Consider the following 19,189-nt stretch of genomic DNA (forward strand, 5'->3'; position numbering starts at 1 on the left):
GGGCTTTGCGCTGCCCGGGCTCGCCGATTGTACGGAGGGGCGCGCCTAGTCCCTGTTGGCCCCAGGCTTCGCCCGCCGAGCAGCTGCGTCCCGCACGGACTGCGGAATTAGCGCAGCAAGGCGACTCGTCCGAGCGGGTTTCGTGATCAACTCCTCGACCAGGTCATTGATCGCAACGAACAAGGCATCGATCATTTCAGTGTTCTCCTCGTCGAGGACCAAGACCACCGCCTCATCCGGGGCGTCCTCCACGTGGAGTGACTTATTGCCCACGTGACGTATCAGAGTTAGAAGTTCCCCGAGTCCTGCACTCACCTGGGGGACGACTCGATCGATTCGGTCGGCGAGAGTGGCACCTGCTGGCGCGGCGGTGTCGAAGTCACGCAAGAAGCGTTCAAGCGTCGCGCGAGCGAGAGCTGCACCGGCACGACGCGATACACCGGCGACCTGTCGAGCCTCTTCGTATAGCTCGCGTGCTTGGTCTGGCATGTCCTCGTTTGGTGCAACGACGGTCCCTCCAGAAGGGAACATCAGACGATTTGATCGCCACGTTGCGTTGTCTTTGCAGGCGGAACACTGGCTCATTTTCCAAACGCCGCTGTAGGCGATGGCAACGCTCGTGCTGAATGCCCCGTCTCGCGCTTGTGCCCATCCCCCTGGGGCCTCGTTTCGCCAATAGAGCGAGCGCCAGAGCTGGTTGGCGAAAACGCCACAATGCGGGCAATAGAAAGCAGCCCTGTCTTCGGCGGGAGTGCGTTCCAGATCTGAGGGTCCAGGTGTGGGTCTGTCAGATTTCTTGTGTAACTGGTCATCGGCTAGTTGAGTCCTAGGCGGTCGCCGTAGGTCATTGCGAGGGTGTTAAGAATAGCTTTCCACCCGTTGATCTCGCCTGTCGGATTGGCCCGGTTGTGGCGTCGTTCGATGATCGCGAGATACATCACTTTCAGTGCGGATTGTTCGTTGGGGAAGTGGCCGCGACGCCTGGTCGCGGCTCTGAATCTCGCGTTCAACGACTCGATCCCGTTTGTCGTATAGATGAGCTTCCTGATCTCTAACGGGTAGTCGAGAAACGGGGTGAACTCACCCCACGACCGCCGCCACATCGCGATCATCGCCGGGTAGATGGGTTCCCATTCCTTCGCAAACTCGTCGAAGCGTTGCTCTGCCGCCTTCACCGTCGGCGCCTGGTAGACCTGCTTCAACCTCTCCGCGATCGGTTTCCAATACTTCCTGGACGCGAACCGCAGGCTGTTGCGCACCAAATGCACGACACAGGTTTGAACGGTCGCCATCGGCCAGGTCGCGAGGATCGAGTCCGGCAGGCCCTTCAGCCCGTCACAACAGACGAACAGGACATCGGCGACGCCGCGGTTCTTCAGCTCGGTGAGCATGTTCATCCATTGCTTCGATCCCTCACCACCGGTCGGTCCAACCCACATGCCCAGCACGTCGCGGTGGCCATCGAGGTCGATTCCGAGCGCCACATACACGGGTCGGTTGCCGACCTGCCCATCCCGAACCTTCATCACGATCGCGTCGATGAGGATCACTGGATACACCGGATCCAGGGGCCTTGCCTGCCACACCTCCATGTCGGCCACGACCCGGTCGGTGACTTTCGACACCAGCTCCCGGGAGATATCTTGCCCATACACGTCGGAGAGGTGGGCCTGGATATCGCCGGTCGTGAGCCCTTTCGCATAAAGCGAGACGACGGCCTCATCGAAGCCCGCGATGCGACGCTGATATTTCGGCACGATCGCCGGCTCGAAAGTTCCCTGCCGATCCCTCGGAATCTGGACCGTCACTTCACCGATCTCGGTCCGCAACGTTTTCGGCGTCGACCCGTTCCTCGAGTTCTGCCCGTTGCGGCCGTCGAAGTCGTGCTTGTCATAACCCAGATGGTCAGACATCTCGACCTCAAGAGCTGTCTGCAACACCTGCCGGGTCAACCCCGTCAGGAGCCCATTCGGCCCAGTCAACTCGATGCCCTGCCCCTTAGCCGACTCGACGAGCTCCGCCGCTAACGCGGCGAAATCGGTCTCCGCCGGCAACGGCCGGCCCGTCTCAGGATCAAAGCGAAGATGCTTCTGAATATCTCTGCTCATGCGTCATTGTTCCCATCCCACAGCTCCCAGCCGCGGATGTCACGCCGAACCAATTACACAAGATTTCTTACAGACCCTGATGCGGGGCGCTGAGGCAATCTCCCGCTACTCGCCGATCGACGAGGCGGAGAAGTTCCGCATCGAGTACTGGGCCCTCGAAGAGGCCAAGTTGCAGCGGATGCCGAAGGCCAAGCCCCTCGCGACGCGCGTCGCGCTCGTCACCGGGGCGGCATCCGGAATCGGCAAGGCCATCGCCACCCGTCTCGCCGCGGAGGGAGCCTGTGTCGTGATCGCCGACCTCGACCTCGGGAAGGCCCAGGCCGCGGCATCCGAGATCGGCAACTCTGATGTCGCGATCGGCGTGCAGGCGAACGTCACGGATGAGCTGCAGGTGCAGGCAGCGGTGGATGCCGCGGTGCTGGCGTTCGGCGGACTCGACCTCGTGGTGAACAACGCGGGCCTCTCGCTCTCCAAGAGCCTGCTCGAGACCACCGTCGCCGACTGGGACCTGCAGCACAACGTGATGGCAAAGGGATCGTTTCTGGTCTCCCGCGCCGCCGCGAAGGTGCTCATCGACCAGAAGCTCGGTGGGGACATCATCTACATCTCCTCAAAGAACTCCGTATTCGCCGGCCCCAACAACATCGCCTACTCCGCGACCAAGGCAGACCAGGCACACCAGGTGCGGCTGCTGGCAGCCGAGCTTGGTGAATACGGCGTCAAGGTAAATGGCATCAACCCCGACGGGGTCGTGCGCGGGTCCGGAATTTTCGCCGGAGGCTGGGGTGCCAAACGCGCCGCCGTCTACGGCGTCGACGAGCAGGATCTGGGCAAGTACTACGCCCAGCGGACGCTTCTGAAGCGAGAGGTGCTACCCGAGAACGTGGCCAACGCCGTATTCGTGCTGTGCACGTCGGATCTCAGCCACACCACCGGACTGCACATCCCGGTCGATGCCGGCGTGGCGGCGGCGTTCCTGCGATGACTGAGGCAGTCGCGGCAGTCGACCTCGGCGCGACAAGTGGCAGGGTGATGCTCGGCTTCGTCGGGCACAACGAGTTGAGCGTTCGACCGGTCGCACGCTTCCCCAACCTGCCGGTTCGCACCCCGGACGGCCTGCACTGGAACATCCTCGAGCTGTTTCGCAACGTCACCGCCGGCCTCGCCGCCGCCGCCCGCGAAGAGCCCGGACTCGCCAGCGCCGGAGTTGACTCCTGGGCCGTCGACTACGGGCTCTTGCGCGGCGGACGGATGCTCGGCGCCCCGTTCCACTACCGGGACGACCGCACTGTCGCCGCCGTCGAAACCACCCACTCGGCCGTCTCGGCCGAGCAGCTGTACGCGGCAAACGGACTGCAGTACCTGCCGTTCAACACCCTGTACCAGCTCGAGGCCGAGCGTGACTCCGGCATGCTGGGGTTTGCGGACTCGCTGCTTCTCATCCCCGACCTGATCAACTTCTGGCTCACCGGCGAACACTTCGCTGAGCGCACCAACGCCTCGACGACGGGACTTCTCGACATCACCACCGGGGAGTGGAATGAGACGCTCATTTCCCGCCTCGGCCTGCCCGCAGGACTGCTCGCGCCGCTGGTCTCGCCGGGCTCGTCAATCGGCACGCTACTGCCGTCGATGGCCACCGAGTTCGGGATTCCTGGAAGCCTCAACATCGTCGCCGTCGGGTCGCACGACACCGCGTCGGCAGTGGTCGCGATCCCAGCCGCCACGCCGAACTTCGCCTACATCAGCTGTGGCACCTGGGGGCTCGTCGGCGTCGAGCTGGAGCATCCGGTTCTCAGCGAGTCATCACGGCTCGCGAACTTCACCAATGAGGGCGGCGTCGACGGCCGGGTGCGCTACCTGCACAACGTGATGGGGCTCTGGCTGCTCTCGGAGTCGGTTCGTTCCTGGGAGCGCGGCGGCGACACGATCGACCTCCCGGCGCTGCTTGCGCAGGCATCCGCGGTGACGAGCACCGTTCCCCTGTTCGATGCGAACGACCCGCGATTTCTCCCTCCCGGTGACATGCCAACCCGCATCGCGGAGTGGCTCTCAGAGCACGGTCGGGCGGCACCGCAGTCCCGGCCCGAGTTTGTGCGCAGCATTGTCCAGTCTTTGGCTGCTGCGTTCTCGGATGCGGTGCGCACGGCGTCCGAGCTGTCCGGAATTCGCGTAGACGTGATCCATATCGTCGGTGGCGGATCGCAGAACGAGCTGCTCTGTCAATTGACCGCCACCCTGAGCGGTATTCCCGTCCTCGCCGGCCCGGTCGAGGCGACCGCCATCGGCAACGTGCTCATACAGGCGCGAGCACAGGGGTTCGTCACGGGATCCCTCGAGGCGCTTCGGTCGCTCGTGGCGTCTGCCTTTTCGCCGCAGCGGTTCACCCCGGCTCGCTGAGCCCCGGGCAAAGTTAGGATCATCGGATGTTCGTGCCGTCAGTGTTGCACTCTAGTGAAGGTTGCCCATGAAATTCGCCCGCATCGGAGCGCTCGGCCAGGAGCGGCCGGTCGCGATCATCGACCAGGCCAGCTACGACATCAGCAGTATCACCGCCGATATCACCGGGCAGTTCCTGGAGGCGGACGGTGTCGACCGCGTGCGCGAGGCCCTCGCGGCGGGTATCCTCCCGGTAATCGAGACCGCCGGCGATCGGATCGGGTCGCCCATTGTTCGACCGAGTGCGGTCATCTGCATCGGCATGAATTACGCGGCCCATGCTGCCGAGAGTGGATCGCTGCCGCCCACCATCCCGATCATGTTCCTCAAGACGCCAAACACGGTAGTCGGGCCAAACGACGACGTCGTGATCCCGCGAAAGAGCGTGAAGACCGACTGGGAGGTCGAGCTCGGCGTCGTGATTTCGAAGCGCGCGTCCTACCTCGAGTCGCCCGCGGACAGCATCGATCACATCGCCGGGTTCGTCGTGGCGAACGACCTCTCCGAGCGCGAGTTCCAGCTCGAACTGTCGGGGGGCCAATGGTCGAAAGGCAAGTCGGCTCCGGGATTCAACCCGACCGGACCGTGGCTCGTGACGCCCGATGAGGTCGACTATCGCGCCCTCCGACTGCGAAGCTGGGTGAACGGCGAACCGCGCCAGGATTCGTCGACGGCCGACCTGATCTTCGACGTCGACCACATCATCTGGCACCTGAGTCAGTTCCTCACCCTCGAACCGGGAGACCTCGTGCTCACCGGGACCCCGGAGGGCGTCGCCCTCTCCGGCCGTTTTCCCTACCTGAAGGCCGGTGACGTCTGCGAGATCGAGATCGACGGCCTCGGCCGCCAGCGCCAATTGTTCGTCTGAACCTTCTCACCGCAGCACCGACACAGGAGTCACCATGAGCAAAGCCTCTCGTCCAGAATTCGGTGACCTCGTCGCCGTCGTCACCGGCGGCGCCTCCGGAATCGGAGCGGCCATAGCCCGACGACTGCACGATGGCGGTGCCCAGGTTGCTGTGCTCGACCTCCAGCCGGAGGCAGCGGATGCCGCCTACTTCGCCGTCTCCGCCAACGTGGCCGACGACGCCTCTGTGCGAGCGGCGATCGCCGCAGTCGCCGAGAAGTTCGGCCGCATCGACATCGTGATCAACAACGCCGGTATCGGCGCGCACGGCACGGTGGCCGACAACGACGATGACGAGTGGCTTCGAGTCTTTAACATCAACGTGGTGGGCATGGCTCGGGTCAGCCGCGCGGCACTCCCGTTTTTGCGCAAGTCGCCGTCAGCGGCCATCGTGAACACCGCCTCCATCGCCGCGACCGCCGGACTGCCGATGCGAGCGCTGTACAGCGCCTCGAAGGGCGCTGTACTCTCATTGACCCGCGCGATGGCCGCCGATCACCTTCGCGAGGGCGTCCGGGTCAATTGCGTCAATCCGGGAACCGCAGACACCCCCTGGGTCGGGCGCCTTCTCGACTCGGCGGCCGATCCGGCCGCGGAGCGAGCAGCCCTCGAAGCCCGTCAGCCGCACGGGCGCCTGGTCAGTGCGGATGAGGTGGCCGACGCGGTCGCCTACCTCGCGAGCCCTCGCTCGGGGTCGACGACCGGCACATCCCTCGCGGTCGACGGCGGCATGCAGAACCTGCGGTTACGACCGGAGTAGGCAAGCGGCCTGTCATCGACCCGCCTATGCTGGCGACGCGGACGAGCTGCCGGCATCGGAGCTTGAATACGGCTCCGGCCCGGACGCCCGCAGCTTCGAGCTGGCGGTGCGAAAGACCTCGTTCAGCTGGGTACTGAAGCCGGAAGACGTGTTTGACGGTCCGAGGCAATCCGGCCCAGTGGCGCACCGGCACGTGGATGGTGGCCACGGAAGGCAGAACCGTGGTCGGGGTTTTCCTGTTCAACCGGCTGTGGCAGTTCGGCACCGTATCTACCATTCCTGGTCAAGTCTTTTGTAGTGGTGTATCGATTTTTCTGTGATCCTTCGTGTTGTTATGCGCTGAGGGCGTGGAGGTCCGGGGTCACCTCCTCGGGTTGGTTGGTGCCGACGGTCTGGGATTTGGTGAGGGCGTCGAGGCCGAGGTAGCGGCGGGACTCGGCCCATTCGTCGTGTTGTTCGGCGAGGACAGCGCCGACGAGGCGGATGATCGCGTCCCGGTTGGGGAAGATCCCAACAACGTCGGTGCGGCGGCGGATCTCCCGGTTGAGTCTATCTGTTAACCGGCTCTCGAACGACACGTCCCTCTCGACATTCCCAATGACGAGGGTTCCGCGAGTGTTGGGGTGGAAGCTGGTGGAGACCGACGGACGAAGGAGTTCAGGCTATGACCGTTTCAGCGAGGAAGCTCGAGGACACGTTTCGCATCGTTGGCGATTGGGGCGACGCCGCGTCAGCGAATGCTTTTCTCGGTCACCTCGATTCTCGGGCGTTCAGCCCGAGCACGGTCCGCTCCTACGCGTTCGACATCGTCAACTTCGCCCGGTTCCTGTTGGCGAGAGGCAGCACCCTTGTCGAGGTCTCGCCGATGATAGTTTTCGAATGGATCGACTGGCAGGGCGTTCGTTCACACGGCACATCTGACCGGGCCGAGGAACCTCGGGGCGCAGTGCGCACTGCGGCAGCGGCAACAGCCAATCGCCGGGTCGCGGCGGCAGGGCGTTGTTCGAATACTTGGTCATGGCCGGCACCTGCCCCAGCAATCCCGTGCCGTCTCCGCGACGGCGCAGCATCCCGGGCGCCTCGACCCGGGGCCTGCTGGGGCATCTGGGCGCGGGACGCTCACGCGGCGGGGGCCGGTTGGTGCGTCAGCCCCAGATGCTGCCGGAATCGCTGCCCGTTAGCGACGTCGACCGTTTCCTGCGTTCGCTGGACACGCACCGCGACCGCGCGATCGTGTTGGTGATGCTGCTGGGCGGTTTGCGGGCCGCGGAAGTGCGTGGGCTGCAACTATCCGACGTCGATCTCGGGCGCCGCCGCCTGCGTGTCGTGGGTAAAGGATCGAAGGAGCGCCATGTCCCCGTCGATGGTGCTTTCTTCACCGAGGTTGCCGCCTACCTGCGTTACGAACGTCCCACCGGAGTGAAATCATCGGAGTGTTTCCTCGTGTTGAGGGGGCCAACCACGGGACAACCGTTGACCGAAGCGGGGCTGCGCGGGGTGTTCCGCCGCCACCGGGAGTCATCCGGGGCGATCCGGGTGCGTCCCCACCGTTTGCGGCACACCTATGGCACCGAGCTGGCCTCGGCCGGTATCGACCTGTTGGCACTGCGGGAGCTGATGGGCCACGTTTCCCCGGACACCACCGCCCGATACGTCCACCTGAGTATCGAACACCTTGCCGCCGAATACGGCGCCGCCCGCGCAACCCTCGCCGCCACCTCCCGATGACAATCATCATGCCCACCACATCCCTGCCGCCAGCGCTGACGCTGCGAGACGGCTACCTCGATAATTTGTCGGTTCTCGGGCTTACGCCCAGGGCCATGCGGGACCGCGCTCGGATCGTTGACGCCTTCCTTGGCAATCACCCAGACCTTGTCGAATGGATGAAGCTCCCAGCGTTGTCTCGCTGCGAGGAGCTTGCTCGCACCGGCGCCTGGCCCGTCATCGTCTACGCCGTCGCCCACACAGGCCTGCTACTGGACTTGGAACTGATTGGAGCGAAGAACCTCACAGGCATCGGCGCAGCGATCGAGACGCGCGACCCGGATGGATTCGCCCAGATGCGCGCCGCCGGCATCCAGCTCGGGTGGACATCGAAATGGGTGAAAACACTACTCGGCGAAGGCCTAGCCGTGCTCCTGGCCTGGACGGGTGGAACAACGGCGCAGCTCACCACCGACATCATCGACACGTTCGAAACGGGGCTCATCGCCACGACAACACTGAAGCCGTCGATGCTCCGCGCCTACCGCGCACGGCTGGCAGGGCTGAGAGCAATCCTCTTCGACACCAAAGTGATCGACACGCCACCTCGACGCCGGCCTACCGCGTCGAGTTACGAGGAACGTTTCGCGGCAGTGGAAATGGCGCCCTCGTTGCGCAAGATGTTCCTGCGTTACGTCACCGTCCGCTCCGCAGTGTCCCGCCCCAGCACGGTGGACTGCCTGATCAATGACCTGCTGCCGTTTGCGGAATACCTCACCGCCCACGCCCCGGAGATACGACATCTCCGCCACCTCCGACGCCACCACATCGAGGCCTATCTGATCTGGAACCGCCACCGGCCCTGGCGCGGCCGCCATGCTGGCGCTGGCGCTGGCCGCACCGTCTCGACCGCCGTCGCGCAGGCGGCGGTGTTGACGCTGCGGAACATGCTCGACGACATCACCGACTGGGGCTGGGAGGACGTCCCCACACGCCGGCTGGTATTCCGGGCGGACATTCCCAAGCTCGATCAGCCGCTGCCGCGTGCTCTCGCCCCCGACATCGACGCGGCGTTGATGGCAGCCGTTGACGCCCTCGACGATCCTTTCGCCCGCGTCGCGGTGACAGTACTGCGCCACACAGGGTTGCGCATCGGTGAGCTCCTCGACCTGGAACTGGGAAGCGTCTATGACTACGGCCCCGCCGGCTCCTGGCTGAAAGTCCCCCTCGGCAAACTCGCCACCGAGCGGATGGTGCCCCTGGACGCGACCGCGCTGGCCGCCCTCGACCAATGGACTGGGCAGCGCGGTCCCTCACGGGCACTGCCCCACCCCCGGACCGGCACGGTCACAGACTTCCTCTTCACCAACCACGGCCGACGACTGGGTCCAACCCGGATCCGCAACGCCCTGATCTCCGCTAGCACCGCTGCGGGACTGCGCGGCGCCGATGGGTCTGGCCTGATGGTGACCCCGCATCAACTCCGCCACACCTGGGCCACCGAGCTCGCCAACGCCGGGATGAGCCTGCAAGCGCTGATGGCGCTACTGGGCCACGCGACCGCCCAAATGACCGTCCGCTATGCCACCCTCGCTTCGCCGACGCTTCGAGTCGCCTATGACGACGCCGTCGGAAAAATGCGCCGACAACTCACCCTCACTCCGGTCGGCCGCCCGATCGTTCCCGACAAAGTGGCTTGGCTCAACAGCGAGATGATCAAAACCCGGGTCGCCCACGGATACTGCTCCCGGCACGAAAGCGCCGGCGCCTGTTCCTATGCGAACATCTGCGAGAACTGCGCCAACTTCACGACCGGCCCCGAATTCACCGACGTACTCACCGAGCAGCTCGACGACATCCACGCGCTCAAAGCCGATGCCGAACAACGCGGCTGGGACGGTGAAGCAGCCAGGCACACCACCACCGCGGCAGCCCTCACCAGCCACCTCCGCCAACTCCGACGGTGACACCGAAAACCACCATCCTCTTGACCTGACAACGAGAGCCGGTTAATCGGGACTGTGTATTAAACGGTGTTTCCGGCCTGACGCGCTGAACGAAGTTTCAGCGGGGAAGGTGCCGTGATGATGACGACACTTGATGATGTGAAATCGAAGAAATCTGAGCCGTCTGCTGAGGAGGCTGCGGCGGTCGAGCTGGTGCGTCTGGCGAGGGAGCAGGGCTTGTCCCTGACCGGGCCCGACGGGTTGCTGAAGCAATTCACCAAGACCGTGCTGGAAACGGCGTTGAATGAGGAAATGACCGAACACCTCGGTCACGACAAGAACCGGGCAGAGCCCGAACGTGAGTCCTCGAACGTTCGCAACGGAACAAGACCCAAGACGGTGTTGACCGAGGCGACCGGGCATGTCCAAATCGATGTGCCGAGGGATCGGGACGGAACTTTTGAGCCCGTCATTGTGCGGAAACGCCAACGGCGCCTGACCGGGGTCGACGAGATGGTCCTCTCGCTGTATGCCCACGGGTTAACGACCGGGGAGATCAGTGCGCACTTCGCGCAGATCTATGACGCCCAGGTATCGAAGGAGACGATCTCCAGGATCACCGACAAGGTGTCGGAGGAGATGAACGAATGGTCTCACCGTCCGCTGGACGGCGTCTACGCGGCGATCTTCATCGATGCCATCGTGGTGAAGATTCGTGACGGGCAAGTAGCCAACAGGCCCATCTATGCGGCGATCGGGGTGAGCCTGGAGGGTGAGAAGGAGGTTCTGGGCTTGTGGGCTGGAACCGGGGGTGAGGGGGCGAAGTTCTGGATGAGTGTCCTGACGGACATCAAGAACCGGGGCGTGACGGACACCTTCTTCCTCGTCTGCGACGGGCTGAAAGGCCTGCCAGATGTTGTCTCAAATGTGTGGCCGTTGACGACGGTGCAGACCTGCATCATCCATCTGATCCGCAACACCTTCAAACTCGCGTCGAAGAAAGACTGGGACGCCCTCAAACGGGATGTGAAGCCGATCTATACGGCACCGAACCCGACGGCCGCGCGGACGGCGCTCGAGGAGCTGACCCAGAAATGGGGCAAACGATACGGTGCCATCACCAGATTGTGGGAGTCCGCGTGGGAGGAGTTCATCCCGTTCCTGGACTACGACGAAGAAATTCGCCGCGTGATCTGCAGCACCAACGCGATCGAATCCCTGAACGCCCGATACCGGCGGGCGGTGCGAGCACGCGGTCATTTCCCCACCGAGCAGGCCGCGCTGAAGTGCCTGTATCTTGTCACCAGATCACTCGACCCGACAGGCGCGGGACGAGCCCGATGGACGATGCGCTGGAAGCCCGCGCTGAACGCGTTCGCCATCACCTTCCAAGACCGCTGGCCGGCCGCGGAAACCTACTAAATGAAAACCGCCGGAAACACCGTTAACGAGACAGACCCGGTTAATCTCGTTCGGGTTGTTGGACCAGATGGGTCTGTCAGATTTCTTGTGTAACTGGTCATCGGCTAGTTGAGTCCTAGGCGGTCGCCGTAGGTCATTGCGAGGGTGTTAAGAATAGCTTTCCACCCGTTGATCTCGCCTGTCGGATTGGCCCGGTTGTGGCGTCGTTCGATGATCGCGAGATACATCACTTTCAGTGCGGATTGTTCGTTGGGGAAGTGGCCGCGACGCCTGGTCGCGGCTCTGAATCTCGCGTTCAACGACTCGATCCCGTTTGTCGTATAGATGAGCTTCCTGATCTCTAACGGGTAGTCGAGAAACGGGGTGAACTCACCCCACGACCGCCGCCACATCGCGATCATCGCCGGGTAGATGGGTTCCCATTCCTTCGCAAACTCGTCGAAGCGTTGCTCTGCCGCCTTCACCGTCGGCGCCTGGTAGACCTGCTTCAACCTCTCCGCGATCGGTTTCCAATACTTCCTGGACGCGAACCGCAGGCTGTTGCGCACCAAATGCACGACACAGGTTTGAACGGTCGCCATCGGCCAGGTCGCGAGGATCGAGTCCGGCAGGCCCTTCAGCCCGTCACAACAGACGAACAGGACATCGGCGACGCCGCGGTTCTTCAGCTCGGTGAGCATGTTCATCCATTGCTTCGATCCCTCACCACCGGTCGGTCCAACCCACATGCCCAGCACGTCGCGGTGGCCATCGAGGTCGATTCCGAGCGCCACATACACGGGTCGGTTGCCGACCTGCCCATCCCGAACCTTCATCACGATCGCGTCGATGAGGATCACTGGATACACCGGATCCAGGGGCCTTGCCTGCCACACCTCCATGTCGGCCACGACCCGGTCGGTGACTTTCGACACCAGCTCCCGGGAGATATCTTGCCCATACACGTCGGAGAGGTGGGCCTGGATATCGCCGGTCGTGAGCCCTTTCGCATAAAGCGAGACGACGGCCTCATCGAAGCCCGCGATGCGACGCTGATATTTCGGCACGATCGCCGGCTCGAAAGTTCCCTGCCGATCCCTCGGAATCTGGACCGTCACTTCACCGATCTCGGTCCGCAACGTTTTCGGCGTCGACCCGTTCCTCGAGTTCTGCCCGTTGCGGCCGTCGAAGTCGTGCTTGTCATAACCCAGATGGTCAGACATCTCGACCTCAAGAGCTGTCTGCAACACCTGCCGGGTCAACCCCGTCAGGAGCCCATTCGGCCCAGTCAACTCGATGCCCTGCCCCTTAGCCGACTCGACGAGCTCCGCCGCTAACGCGGCGAAATCGGTCTCCGCCGGCAACGGCCGGCCCGTCTCAGGATCAAAGCGAAGATGCTTCTGAATATCTCTGCTCATGCGTCATTGTTCCCATCCCACAGCTCCCAGCCGCGGATGTCACGCCGAACCAATTACACAAGATTTCTTACAGACCCGACCAGATCTGTCGCCAAAGCTCTTTGGGGAACACGGTGAAGGCGAGGATGTCGGCTCGGGCGGCATCGAGGTGGGCGAACGCTTTCGGCAGTTTGTGCTCGAGGGCGTCGAGGACCCGGTCGAATTGGGCGTGCACCGACTCGGCATCGGGTTGGTCGTAAACACTGTGCAGGAGTGTTTTCACCCAGGGCCAGGAGCTCTTTGGGACGGTGCTCATCAGGTTCGCGGCGTAGTGGGTTCGGCAGCGTTGCCAGGCCGCCCCGGGCAGTGTCGCGGCGGTTGCTGCGACAAGGCCGGCGTGGGCGTCGGAGGTGACGAGTTTCACCCCGGCCAGGCCCCTGGCGGTGAGGTCGCGGAAGAACGCCAACCATCCGGCCCCGTCCTCGGTGGTGGCGACTTGCAGGCCGAGGATTTCGCGGTGCCCGTCGCCGTTGACGCCGGTGGCGACCAGCACGGCGACGTTGACCACCCGGCCGCCCTCACGGACTTTCATCGTGAGGGCGTCGCAGGCCACGAACGTGTAGGGGCCAGCATCCAACGGTCGGGAGCGGAACTCGGCAACGTGTTCGTCCAAATCGCGGGCCATCACCGAGACTTGCGATTTCGACAATGATGTGATGCCGAGGGAGTCGACAAGTTTCTCCATTCGCCTCGTCGAAACGCCGAGGAGGTAACAGGTCGCGACCACTGTCGTCAGGGCACGTTCGGCGCGGCGGCGTCGTTCCAGCAACCAGTCGGGGAAGTAGGTGCCCTGCCGCAGCTTCGGTATCTGAACATCGATCGTGCCGGAGCGGGTGTCGAAATCGCGGTGTGAGTCGCAGCGGTAAGTGGCGTGATTTCCGCACCGTTTAGTGGCCAATGAGCAGGGCTTCTCGGGCGGCGTCCACGACTTCGGGTGTGAGTGCATTGAGGTTGTTTAGCGCCTGGATTCGTTCGATTTGAGTGACCAGCCGGTCGACGAGGCGGAAGTTGCCGCCGGTGATCCGGACGACGGTAGCGATTGCTGTGGCGTGACCGATTCCGCCGTCAGTTGCCGTGTCGCTGGCGGGAAGCCGGCTGGTTAGGACGGCGGTGAGTTCGTCTGGGGTGAGGGGCCGGTATTCGTGGGCGAAGCCGATGCGGCTGTAGAGCTGTGGGTAGCGGGCGAGGCGTTTCTCGATGCCTGGCATGCCGATAAGGATGACGCCCATGTTATGGCGGTCGAAGTAGTCACGGACTTGCTCGAGGCCGGTTGTTTTGAGGCGGTCGGCTTCGTCGATGATGAGCAGTTCTGTGCGTCCGCTGGAGCGGGAGTCGGTGTGGACGTAGGGGTCGACGAGGCCGTGCTCGTGGTAGTCGATGGCGAACGAGATTCGTTGGCAAGCGGTGGGCAGGCCGCGGTCGATTTCCCGGATGGTTGCGGCAACGCTGGGTGTGAAGAAGGCGGTGTGGGCGTCGAGGACGCGCGCCGGGACGGGGCCAAGGTCATCGTCGAAGATGTGCTGCCATTGTTCCCAGTCGTCGGCGCCGGCGTAGTGCCGCGCAGAGAGGGTCTTCCCCACACCGGGTGGGCCCCAGCAGAGACCGATGTAGCGGTGAGCGCGGACGGTGTCCGCGAATTCCGTAAAGCGACGGTGTTCTCGCGTGGTCTGGAATGGGGGCAACCCGGTTTTCCGAACGGGGGTGGTGTTGACCTCACCAACTCTTTCGGTAAGGAACCGGCGGCCGTCGTCGTTGTTGCCGAGGATGCTGCGGCCGGACTCAGTCGGTGGCATAGAGACGCAATCCTGATCGCGGAGCCGGTGCGGGCGGCGGCACGGGCTCAGGTTCGGTGTCTTCGGCGGGTGCATAGCGGGTGTCGTCCGGAAGGGCATCGGCGAGGCTCCGCCGTTGTCGAAGCTGCTTTTTCAGGTCTCGGCGGCGCCGCGCACGAACTGCTTGCAGTTCCTGAAGGGAGACGGAGTCGGCCGCAAGTTCCGGGGCGATGGCGCGGCAGAGGAAGCTGTCATCGAAGTAGACCCGAATCTCGGCGATGTCGCGCGGGTTGAACCTCACCGTGACGTTCTCGCCCACGTAGGCAGCAAGGATCGGTGAGACATACCGGGTCGAGGCGAACTGGATGCCGTCGCGCTGCACCTTCCGTGTCGCCGTCGCAGTAAGAAGGAGAAGATCGAGGTCCTCCGGGTGGGCGGGGCTTCGTGGGATGAACCCGGACGCGGCCCACCGCTTCGAGGGCGCTTCGCCGGTTTGGGAGTGGGAACGTTGGTTGTAGTCGCTGACGATGAACTGTTCGAAGATCCCATCGAGTTGTCTCAGGGTCAGCGTCGGCGCACTGATGGGGTGCCCGCCCGTTCCGTGCGGAATATGGCCGGGGAGGTGCGGGAGCAGCTCGGTGGTGATGGTGCCGTAGAACCGTTCGATCTTGCCGCGGCCCTGCGGGACACCGATCCGGGAGTGGATAAGCCGGATGTGGGTATCGAGGCAGACGCGCTCCAGGCGGGCTGAGGTGAAATCCGATCCGTGGTCGCTGTAAAGCACATCGGGCAGGCCGCAGATGGGCCACGCCGGGTTTGTCTTCCGGTTGACAGCCTGATGCAGGGCAAGCGCAGTCTGCTCCGCTGTCGGGGCGCCGATGAAGACGGTGTAGCCGGCGACACCGCGGGAGTGGTCGTCCAGAACGATGGTCAACCAGGGCCTCACCGGACTGCCTGCCTTATCGAGGATGGCGATGTCGAGGAGGGTGTGGTCGACTTGCCATTGCTCGTTCGGGCGCCCCGCATTGCGGCGGAAGACTACCTCGAACCGGTCCCTGTATGCGGCGTCGCCGTGCTGGGCGAGGGTGCGAAGACCCGGGTCAAGAGCTGCGATCACTGCGCGGACGCTGCTGTAGCTCAGTCCAGGAAGGCTCCGGTCTTGGGCGATGTCGCTGACCCGGCGATGAATGAACGCCGCGGTAGGTTCCGGCCGGCGCAGCGCCAGAGCTTCGATCACCTCGACCAGCTCGGCCGCGATCCGCCTCGTACCACGGTCGACCCGGCGGGAACGCTCCAGCCCATGAGAGGTGGGATCGTTTCGGTCCTTGCTCGCCCACCGAGTGAGCGTGCGAACCGGCACCCCCGACACGGCGGCGATCCGGGTCCAGGGGGTTCCGTCATCGTGTTGGCGTAGGAGGGCAAGTTTCGTCTCGACCGTTCTCTGCACCACGGGAAATCATCGCCTATGCGGGGCTGACATCGTCGCCGAGGTGCCGGTAGATTGTGCCGCGCGAAACCCCGAATGTCTCTGCAATCTGCTGCACCGTGTACGTCTTCTCGTCATACATCGCTCGCGCCTGCCGGGCCTTCGTGACCGTCATCTTCGAGCGACCGCCGCCTTTCCGGCCGCGGGCCCTAGCCGCTGCTAATCCGTCTTTGGTGCGTTCGACGATGAGATCGTGCTCAAACTCCGCGATCGCGGCAAGCATGTGGAAGAACAACCGCCCGCCTGGAGTTGTCGTATCAATTCCTTGGGACAGGGCCTTCAGCCCGACACCTCGCTGCTCGAGCCCGTCGACTACCTCTTTCAGGTTGCGGACAGAACGCCCGAGCCGGTCAAGTTTTGTGACAACAAGAGTGTCGCCATCCCGGAGGTAGTCAAGCGCATCATCCAAGGCCGGTCGTTTCGCCAGAACCCCAGAGGCATGCTCGACGAACACCTTCTCGCATGCAGCGGCTTCGAGGGCATCCGTTTGCGCGTCGAGATTCTGCTCTCGAGTCGAGACGCGTGCGTAACCAACAGATGCCATAGCCAAACTGTACCTCTGAGGTACCTTCCAGTACATAGGTCTCGGACACGGACAATAGAACACAACACGACGATTCGGCGTCTCCGTAACCAAGGTGTCTCGTGGACGGTCGTTCCCGGACAACCTGCGTGAGTAAGAGAGCGTTGCGTCGAGCCCACGGCGGCAGACTTTCAACCCTGCGGGAACGACAGGCTTTCACGTTCACGCCCAAGCTTAAAAGGTGACAGTAGGCCCGCAATTGCAACGCGTTCCTGCCCATCCTCGTCGGACATATATTTGCCTTGTGCACATTGCTATGGGTGGGAAAAGCGATCGAGAACATTTCGACCCTCTGGCGCTTGGGCTCGCAGATATTTTCCAAAGATGGGACCCGATAGGTGTTTTCTGCGGCGAAACCCCAAGCGACGATCCGACCGAATATGACGACCTGGTCATACCGACACTGTGGATGCTCAAATCCGGCGTGGGTGTAGTTCGACTTACCCGAGAACTTCGGCAGGTGCTCATCACCGACTACGGATTATCAGATCCCCCATCGACGTTCGGGGTAGCCCGCGCATGTGTCGCCTGGTGGAAGGCATCAAAGAATGTTCAACGCTCGGAGAGTTCCTCGCCCGGACTGTGAAGGTTTAGGACGCGCGCTACTCAGTTCCGCGTATCAGGAGAACGGTGACTGGGTTGCTCGCGCTCCTCAGCTATCGGGGATGAGGGCGAAGTCGGCGTGCTGTTCGAAACCATCGGGGTACAGGTCTGCGTCCACCTCTACATGCTCAATTCGGAATTGGTGACGAAAGCGGCGAAATCCAGGCGCGAGCCGAAGATCCCGGATGGCCCGGCGGGCTGCACTCTCGGACGCGAAGAGCCCGATGTGTTTGACATCAACAAGAGGCCACGATCTGTGGTCGCCACGCGGCCGCAGATGGGAGACGGAGTACAAAATCACTCTTCTGTCCCTTCTGAATTGTGCGAAAAGAAGCCTCCGCCCCAAGAGGCGTAGTCAATTTCGATGCGATCAATGACAAGGCCGTCGACGTCGTCAACATTTCTCAACTCACCATTGAACCCGGGAAGCTTGGCTGACCGGGTCAAAGCCTCTTCAGCTCGGCTTTGTGATGAGTAGACACCAAGTAGGCGAGGGAACTCAACCTGCTCGTATCCGTTCACCGTTGCCGAGTAGTTGTGCCACAGAGCATAGGCATAAGCCGGGAGTTCATCTTGCGCCCCATGTTCGTCAGTCATTCAGAGCTGCTCCCACTTCACCGTTCTGCAGAGGACACCGTATTCACCCAGTACGCAGCACGTTCATCAGTACGCCCGCGACGTGCCCTCAAGATAGTCGCGAAGATCTGCAAGTGGGAGTGGCACGGACCCTTCGTCGGGCAAAAAGTTACGGACGAAAACGCCACCGTTTGGATCGTTGGCTGCTGCGTCAATTCCTATGCCCAGAGGACGGAAGTCGGAGACGATGTGCGGATCGCGTGCCCCGAGCTCCCGAGCGCGCCGAAGAGCATCGCCCTTGCCAGCAGCGACGAGCCACAACGTGGCGCGTCTCGGTTCGAACAAAGCAAACATGACAACGCGGCGGCCATCACGGAGTAAGTAGCTGTACTGCTCGAACGGCTTCTTCTTCGACGACACAAGCAGACCCTACCGTCGGCAAGAGAAGCTCGATACGTAAACGGCATTCGGATTGCTCGAATCCGCGACCGCCCACGCCATTTATCTCTGCCATAAGCCAGCCATTAACCGTCACCATTCACAGCTGAGCGGGGGTAATCCCGTCTTATAACGCGTCTCATAAGTAATCGCTAAGCTCGACGTAGTAGTAATCCCTTATGAGACACAGGAGTCGAGTGACGAAGCACATCGGTTACGCACGGGTTTCAACTCGCGCGCAAGACAGCGACCGCCAAATAGTTGATCTGAAGGACCCCATGCTCGGGAAAGTGCGCGCCGACGATCTCTACATCGATCACGGCGTCTCAGGTGCCAGGGAGACAAGGCCGGCTCTAGATCAAGCCCTTGCCGCGCTAGAGGCAGGTGACACTCTGGTCGTGGCCACGCTGGATCGCCTCGGAAGATCGACCGAGAACATGCTGAGGCTCGCGGCCGATCTGCGTAATCGCGGGGTGGCCCTGAAAGTCCTCAACCTTGGCGGCGAAGCAATTGATACAAGTACGCCGACCGGGAGCATGCTGTTCACCGTGATGGTCGCTCTTGCTCAAATGGAACTCGACATCAAGAAGGAGCGTGCACTGGACTCCGTGTCCAAGAGGCGGGCAGCGGGCAAGGATCTCGGTGGACGCAGGGCAAAGTTCAGTGAGGGCCTGATCCAAATGGCACGCCAACAGATCGACGCTGGAGGTTCGCCGTCGCAGGTTGCCCGGGATCTGGGGATGTCCCGAGCCACGCTCCACCGCCGGTTGCAACAGAATGCAGAGTCCGTCGATCTCCGGCTAGGCGAACCCCCGGCCGTGTTACCTAGGAAGAGGGAAGCGCGGAAGGGTGGGCTCAAATAGGGAATCTTTGCCCTCTAGGCAGAGAAAAGGCCCCTCACGTTTGTGCTCTCCCGTGAGGGGCCTTGCTCGTTAGAAATAGCTTGCTTGCTAGCTATTTCTTGCCGCCCTTGGGGGCGCCCGAGGGTCCCTCGCTTTTCGCCTTG

Annotated in this window: 15 protein-coding genes and 3 pseudogenes; 8 read left to right on the forward strand and 10 right to left on the reverse strand. The window is 62.9% G+C overall.

Translation table 11 applies throughout. The annotated features are described in order from the left end of the window. Window positions 1–45: 45 nt before the first annotated feature. Together F1C58_RS04790 and F1C58_RS04795 are read right to left on the reverse strand one after the other, a co-directional pair. Window positions 46–489, reverse strand: a complete 444-nt coding sequence (locus tag F1C58_RS04790; RefSeq protein WP_185203039.1) for a DUF4145 domain-containing protein — start codon at window positions 487–489, stop codon at window positions 46–48. A gap of 326 nt (window positions 490–815) precedes the next feature. After that, entirely contained in the window at window positions 816–2,108 is a 1,293-nt protein-coding gene (locus F1C58_RS04795) for an IS256 family transposase (protein WP_185201280.1), read from the reverse strand. A gap of 76 nt (window positions 2,109–2,184) precedes the next feature. Between F1C58_RS04795 and F1C58_RS04800 the strand changes: the two are divergent. The 4 genes and pseudogenes from F1C58_RS04800 to F1C58_RS04815 form a co-directional block, all read left to right on the forward strand. Beyond that, a pseudogene (locus F1C58_RS04800) lies at window positions 2,185–3,093 on the forward strand (SDR family oxidoreductase); the annotation flags it as partial. Then, window positions 3,090–4,508, forward strand: coding sequence for a rhamnulokinase family protein (locus tag F1C58_RS04805; protein WP_185203041.1), 1,419 nt, complete (start codon window positions 3,090–3,092; stop codon window positions 4,506–4,508). The pseudogene F1C58_RS04800 and the gene F1C58_RS04805, both read left to right, overlap by 4 nt. 67 nt (window positions 4,509–4,575) lie before the next feature. Then, complete coding sequence (locus F1C58_RS04810) at window positions 4,576–5,415, forward strand: fumarylacetoacetate hydrolase family protein (RefSeq protein ID WP_185203043.1); 840 nt, start codon at window positions 4,576–4,578, stop codon at window positions 5,413–5,415. A 34-nt stretch (window positions 5,416–5,449) separates the two neighbouring features. Next, the gene (locus tag F1C58_RS04815; protein WP_185203045.1) at window positions 5,450–6,214 is read left to right on the forward strand and encodes an SDR family NAD(P)-dependent oxidoreductase; all 765 of its coding nucleotides are present in this window, start codon (window positions 5,450–5,452) and stop codon (window positions 6,212–6,214) included. Window positions 6,215–6,546: 332 nt separating this feature from the next. Here the strand turns inward: F1C58_RS04815 and F1C58_RS04820 are convergent. Further along, window positions 6,547–6,768, reverse strand: a pseudogene (locus tag F1C58_RS04820) (transposase); the annotation flags it as partial. Window positions 6,769–7,231: 463 nt separating this feature from the next. Between F1C58_RS04820 and F1C58_RS04825 the strand changes: the two are divergent. The 3 genes from F1C58_RS04825 (at window position 7,232) to F1C58_RS04835 (ending at window position 11,289) form a co-directional block, all read left to right on the forward strand. After that, on the forward strand, window positions 7,232–7,942 hold the full coding sequence (locus F1C58_RS04825; protein WP_219732035.1) for a site-specific integrase: 711 nt from the start codon (window positions 7,232–7,234) through the stop codon (window positions 7,940–7,942). A gap of 158 nt (window positions 7,943–8,100) precedes the next feature. Next, on the forward strand, window positions 8,101–9,888 hold the full coding sequence (locus F1C58_RS04830; RefSeq protein WP_219732036.1) for a tyrosine-type recombinase/integrase: 1,788 nt from the start codon (window positions 8,101–8,103) through the stop codon (window positions 9,886–9,888). A 117-nt stretch (window positions 9,889–10,005) separates the two neighbouring features. Next, window positions 10,006–11,289 carry an IS256 family transposase gene (locus F1C58_RS04835; RefSeq protein ID WP_185201281.1) on the forward strand — a complete coding sequence of 428 codons (1,284 nt, stop codon included), beginning with the start codon at window positions 10,006–10,008 and terminating at the stop codon, window positions 11,287–11,289. Between the two features lie 104 nt (window positions 11,290–11,393). Here the strand turns inward: F1C58_RS04835 and F1C58_RS04840 are convergent, their stop codons facing one another. The 7 genes and pseudogenes from F1C58_RS04840 to F1C58_RS04870 all read right to left on the reverse strand — a co-directional run bounded on the left by F1C58_RS04840 (window position 11,394) and on the right by F1C58_RS04870 (window position 18,165). After that, the gene (locus tag F1C58_RS04840; RefSeq protein WP_185201280.1) at window positions 11,394–12,686 is read right to left on the reverse strand and encodes an IS256 family transposase; all 1,293 of its coding nucleotides are present in this window, start codon (window positions 12,684–12,686) and stop codon (window positions 11,394–11,396) included. Window positions 12,687–12,753: 67 nt separating this feature from the next. Further along, a pseudogene (locus F1C58_RS04845) lies at window positions 12,754–13,620 on the reverse strand (IS256 family transposase); the annotation flags it as partial. Further along, on the reverse strand, window positions 13,613–14,617 hold the full coding sequence (locus F1C58_RS04850; RefSeq protein WP_370543690.1) for an AAA family ATPase: 1,005 nt from the start codon (window positions 14,615–14,617) through the stop codon (window positions 13,613–13,615). The pseudogene F1C58_RS04845 and the gene F1C58_RS04850, both read right to left, overlap by 8 nt. Then, a complete protein-coding gene (locus F1C58_RS04855; RefSeq protein WP_185203050.1) occupies window positions 14,505–15,947 on the reverse strand; it encodes a Mu transposase C-terminal domain-containing protein in 1,443 nt (480 codons plus the stop codon). Before F1C58_RS04855 ends, F1C58_RS04850 begins: the two co-directional genes overlap by 113 nt. A gap of 13 nt (window positions 15,948–15,960) precedes the next feature. After that, complete coding sequence (locus F1C58_RS04860) at window positions 15,961–16,527, reverse strand: recombinase family protein (protein ID WP_185203052.1); 567 nt, start codon at window positions 16,525–16,527, stop codon at window positions 15,961–15,963. Window positions 16,528–17,466: 939 nt separating this feature from the next. After that, complete coding sequence (locus F1C58_RS04865; protein WP_185203054.1) at window positions 17,467–17,766, reverse strand: hypothetical protein; 300 nt, start codon at window positions 17,764–17,766, stop codon at window positions 17,467–17,469. Window positions 17,767–17,832: 66 nt separating this feature from the next. Continuing rightward, window positions 17,833–18,165, reverse strand: a complete 333-nt coding sequence (locus F1C58_RS04870) for a hypothetical protein (protein ID WP_185203056.1) — start codon at window positions 18,163–18,165, stop codon at window positions 17,833–17,835. 215 nt (window positions 18,166–18,380) lie between these two features. Between F1C58_RS04870 and F1C58_RS04875 the strand changes: the two genes are divergently transcribed. Then, on the forward strand, window positions 18,381–19,046 hold the full coding sequence (locus F1C58_RS04875) for a recombinase family protein (protein ID WP_185203058.1): 666 nt from the start codon (window positions 18,381–18,383) through the stop codon (window positions 19,044–19,046). The last annotated feature ends 143 nt before the right edge of the window (window positions 19,047–19,189 follow it).

This window comes from Glaciihabitans sp. INWT7 (genome assembly GCF_014217685.1).
Lineage (GTDB): Bacteria > Actinomycetota > Actinomycetes > Actinomycetales > Microbacteriaceae > Lacisediminihabitans.

Bases quoted from the DNA above. Each gene is read 5' to 3' on its own strand.
- F1C58_RS04790 (WP_185203039.1), bottom strand. From the start codon at position 489: ATGCCAGACCAAGCACGCGAGCTATACGAAGAGGCTCGACAGGTCGCC.
- F1C58_RS04835 (WP_185201281.1), top strand. From the start codon at position 10,006: ATGATGACGACACTTGATGATGTGAAATCGAAGAAATCTGAGCCGTCT.
- F1C58_RS04815 (WP_185203045.1), top strand. From the start codon at position 5,450: ATGAGCAAAGCCTCTCGTCCAGAATTCGGTGACCTCGTCGCCGTCGTC.
- F1C58_RS04795 (WP_185201280.1), bottom strand. From the start codon at position 2,108: ATGAGCAGAGATATTCAGAAGCATCTTCGCTTTGATCCTGAGACGGGC.
- F1C58_RS04850 (WP_370543690.1), bottom strand. From the start codon at position 14,617: ATGCCCTTCCGGACGACACCCGCTATGCACCCGCCGAAGACACCGAAC.
- F1C58_RS04830 (WP_219732036.1), top strand. From the start codon at position 8,101: ATGAAGCTCCCAGCGTTGTCTCGCTGCGAGGAGCTTGCTCGCACCGGC.
- F1C58_RS04865 (WP_185203054.1), bottom strand. From the start codon at position 17,766: ATGACTGACGAACATGGGGCGCAAGATGAACTCCCGGCTTATGCCTAT.
- F1C58_RS04840 (WP_185201280.1), bottom strand. From the start codon at position 12,686: ATGAGCAGAGATATTCAGAAGCATCTTCGCTTTGATCCTGAGACGGGC.
- F1C58_RS04860 (WP_185203052.1), bottom strand. From the start codon at position 16,527: ATGGCATCTGTTGGTTACGCACGCGTCTCGACTCGAGAGCAGAATCTC.
- F1C58_RS04810 (WP_185203043.1), top strand. From the start codon at position 4,576: ATGAAATTCGCCCGCATCGGAGCGCTCGGCCAGGAGCGGCCGGTCGCG.
- F1C58_RS04825 (WP_219732035.1), top strand. From the start codon at position 7,232: ATGGCCGGCACCTGCCCCAGCAATCCCGTGCCGTCTCCGCGACGGCGC.
- F1C58_RS04805 (WP_185203041.1), top strand. From the start codon at position 3,090: ATGACTGAGGCAGTCGCGGCAGTCGACCTCGGCGCGACAAGTGGCAGG.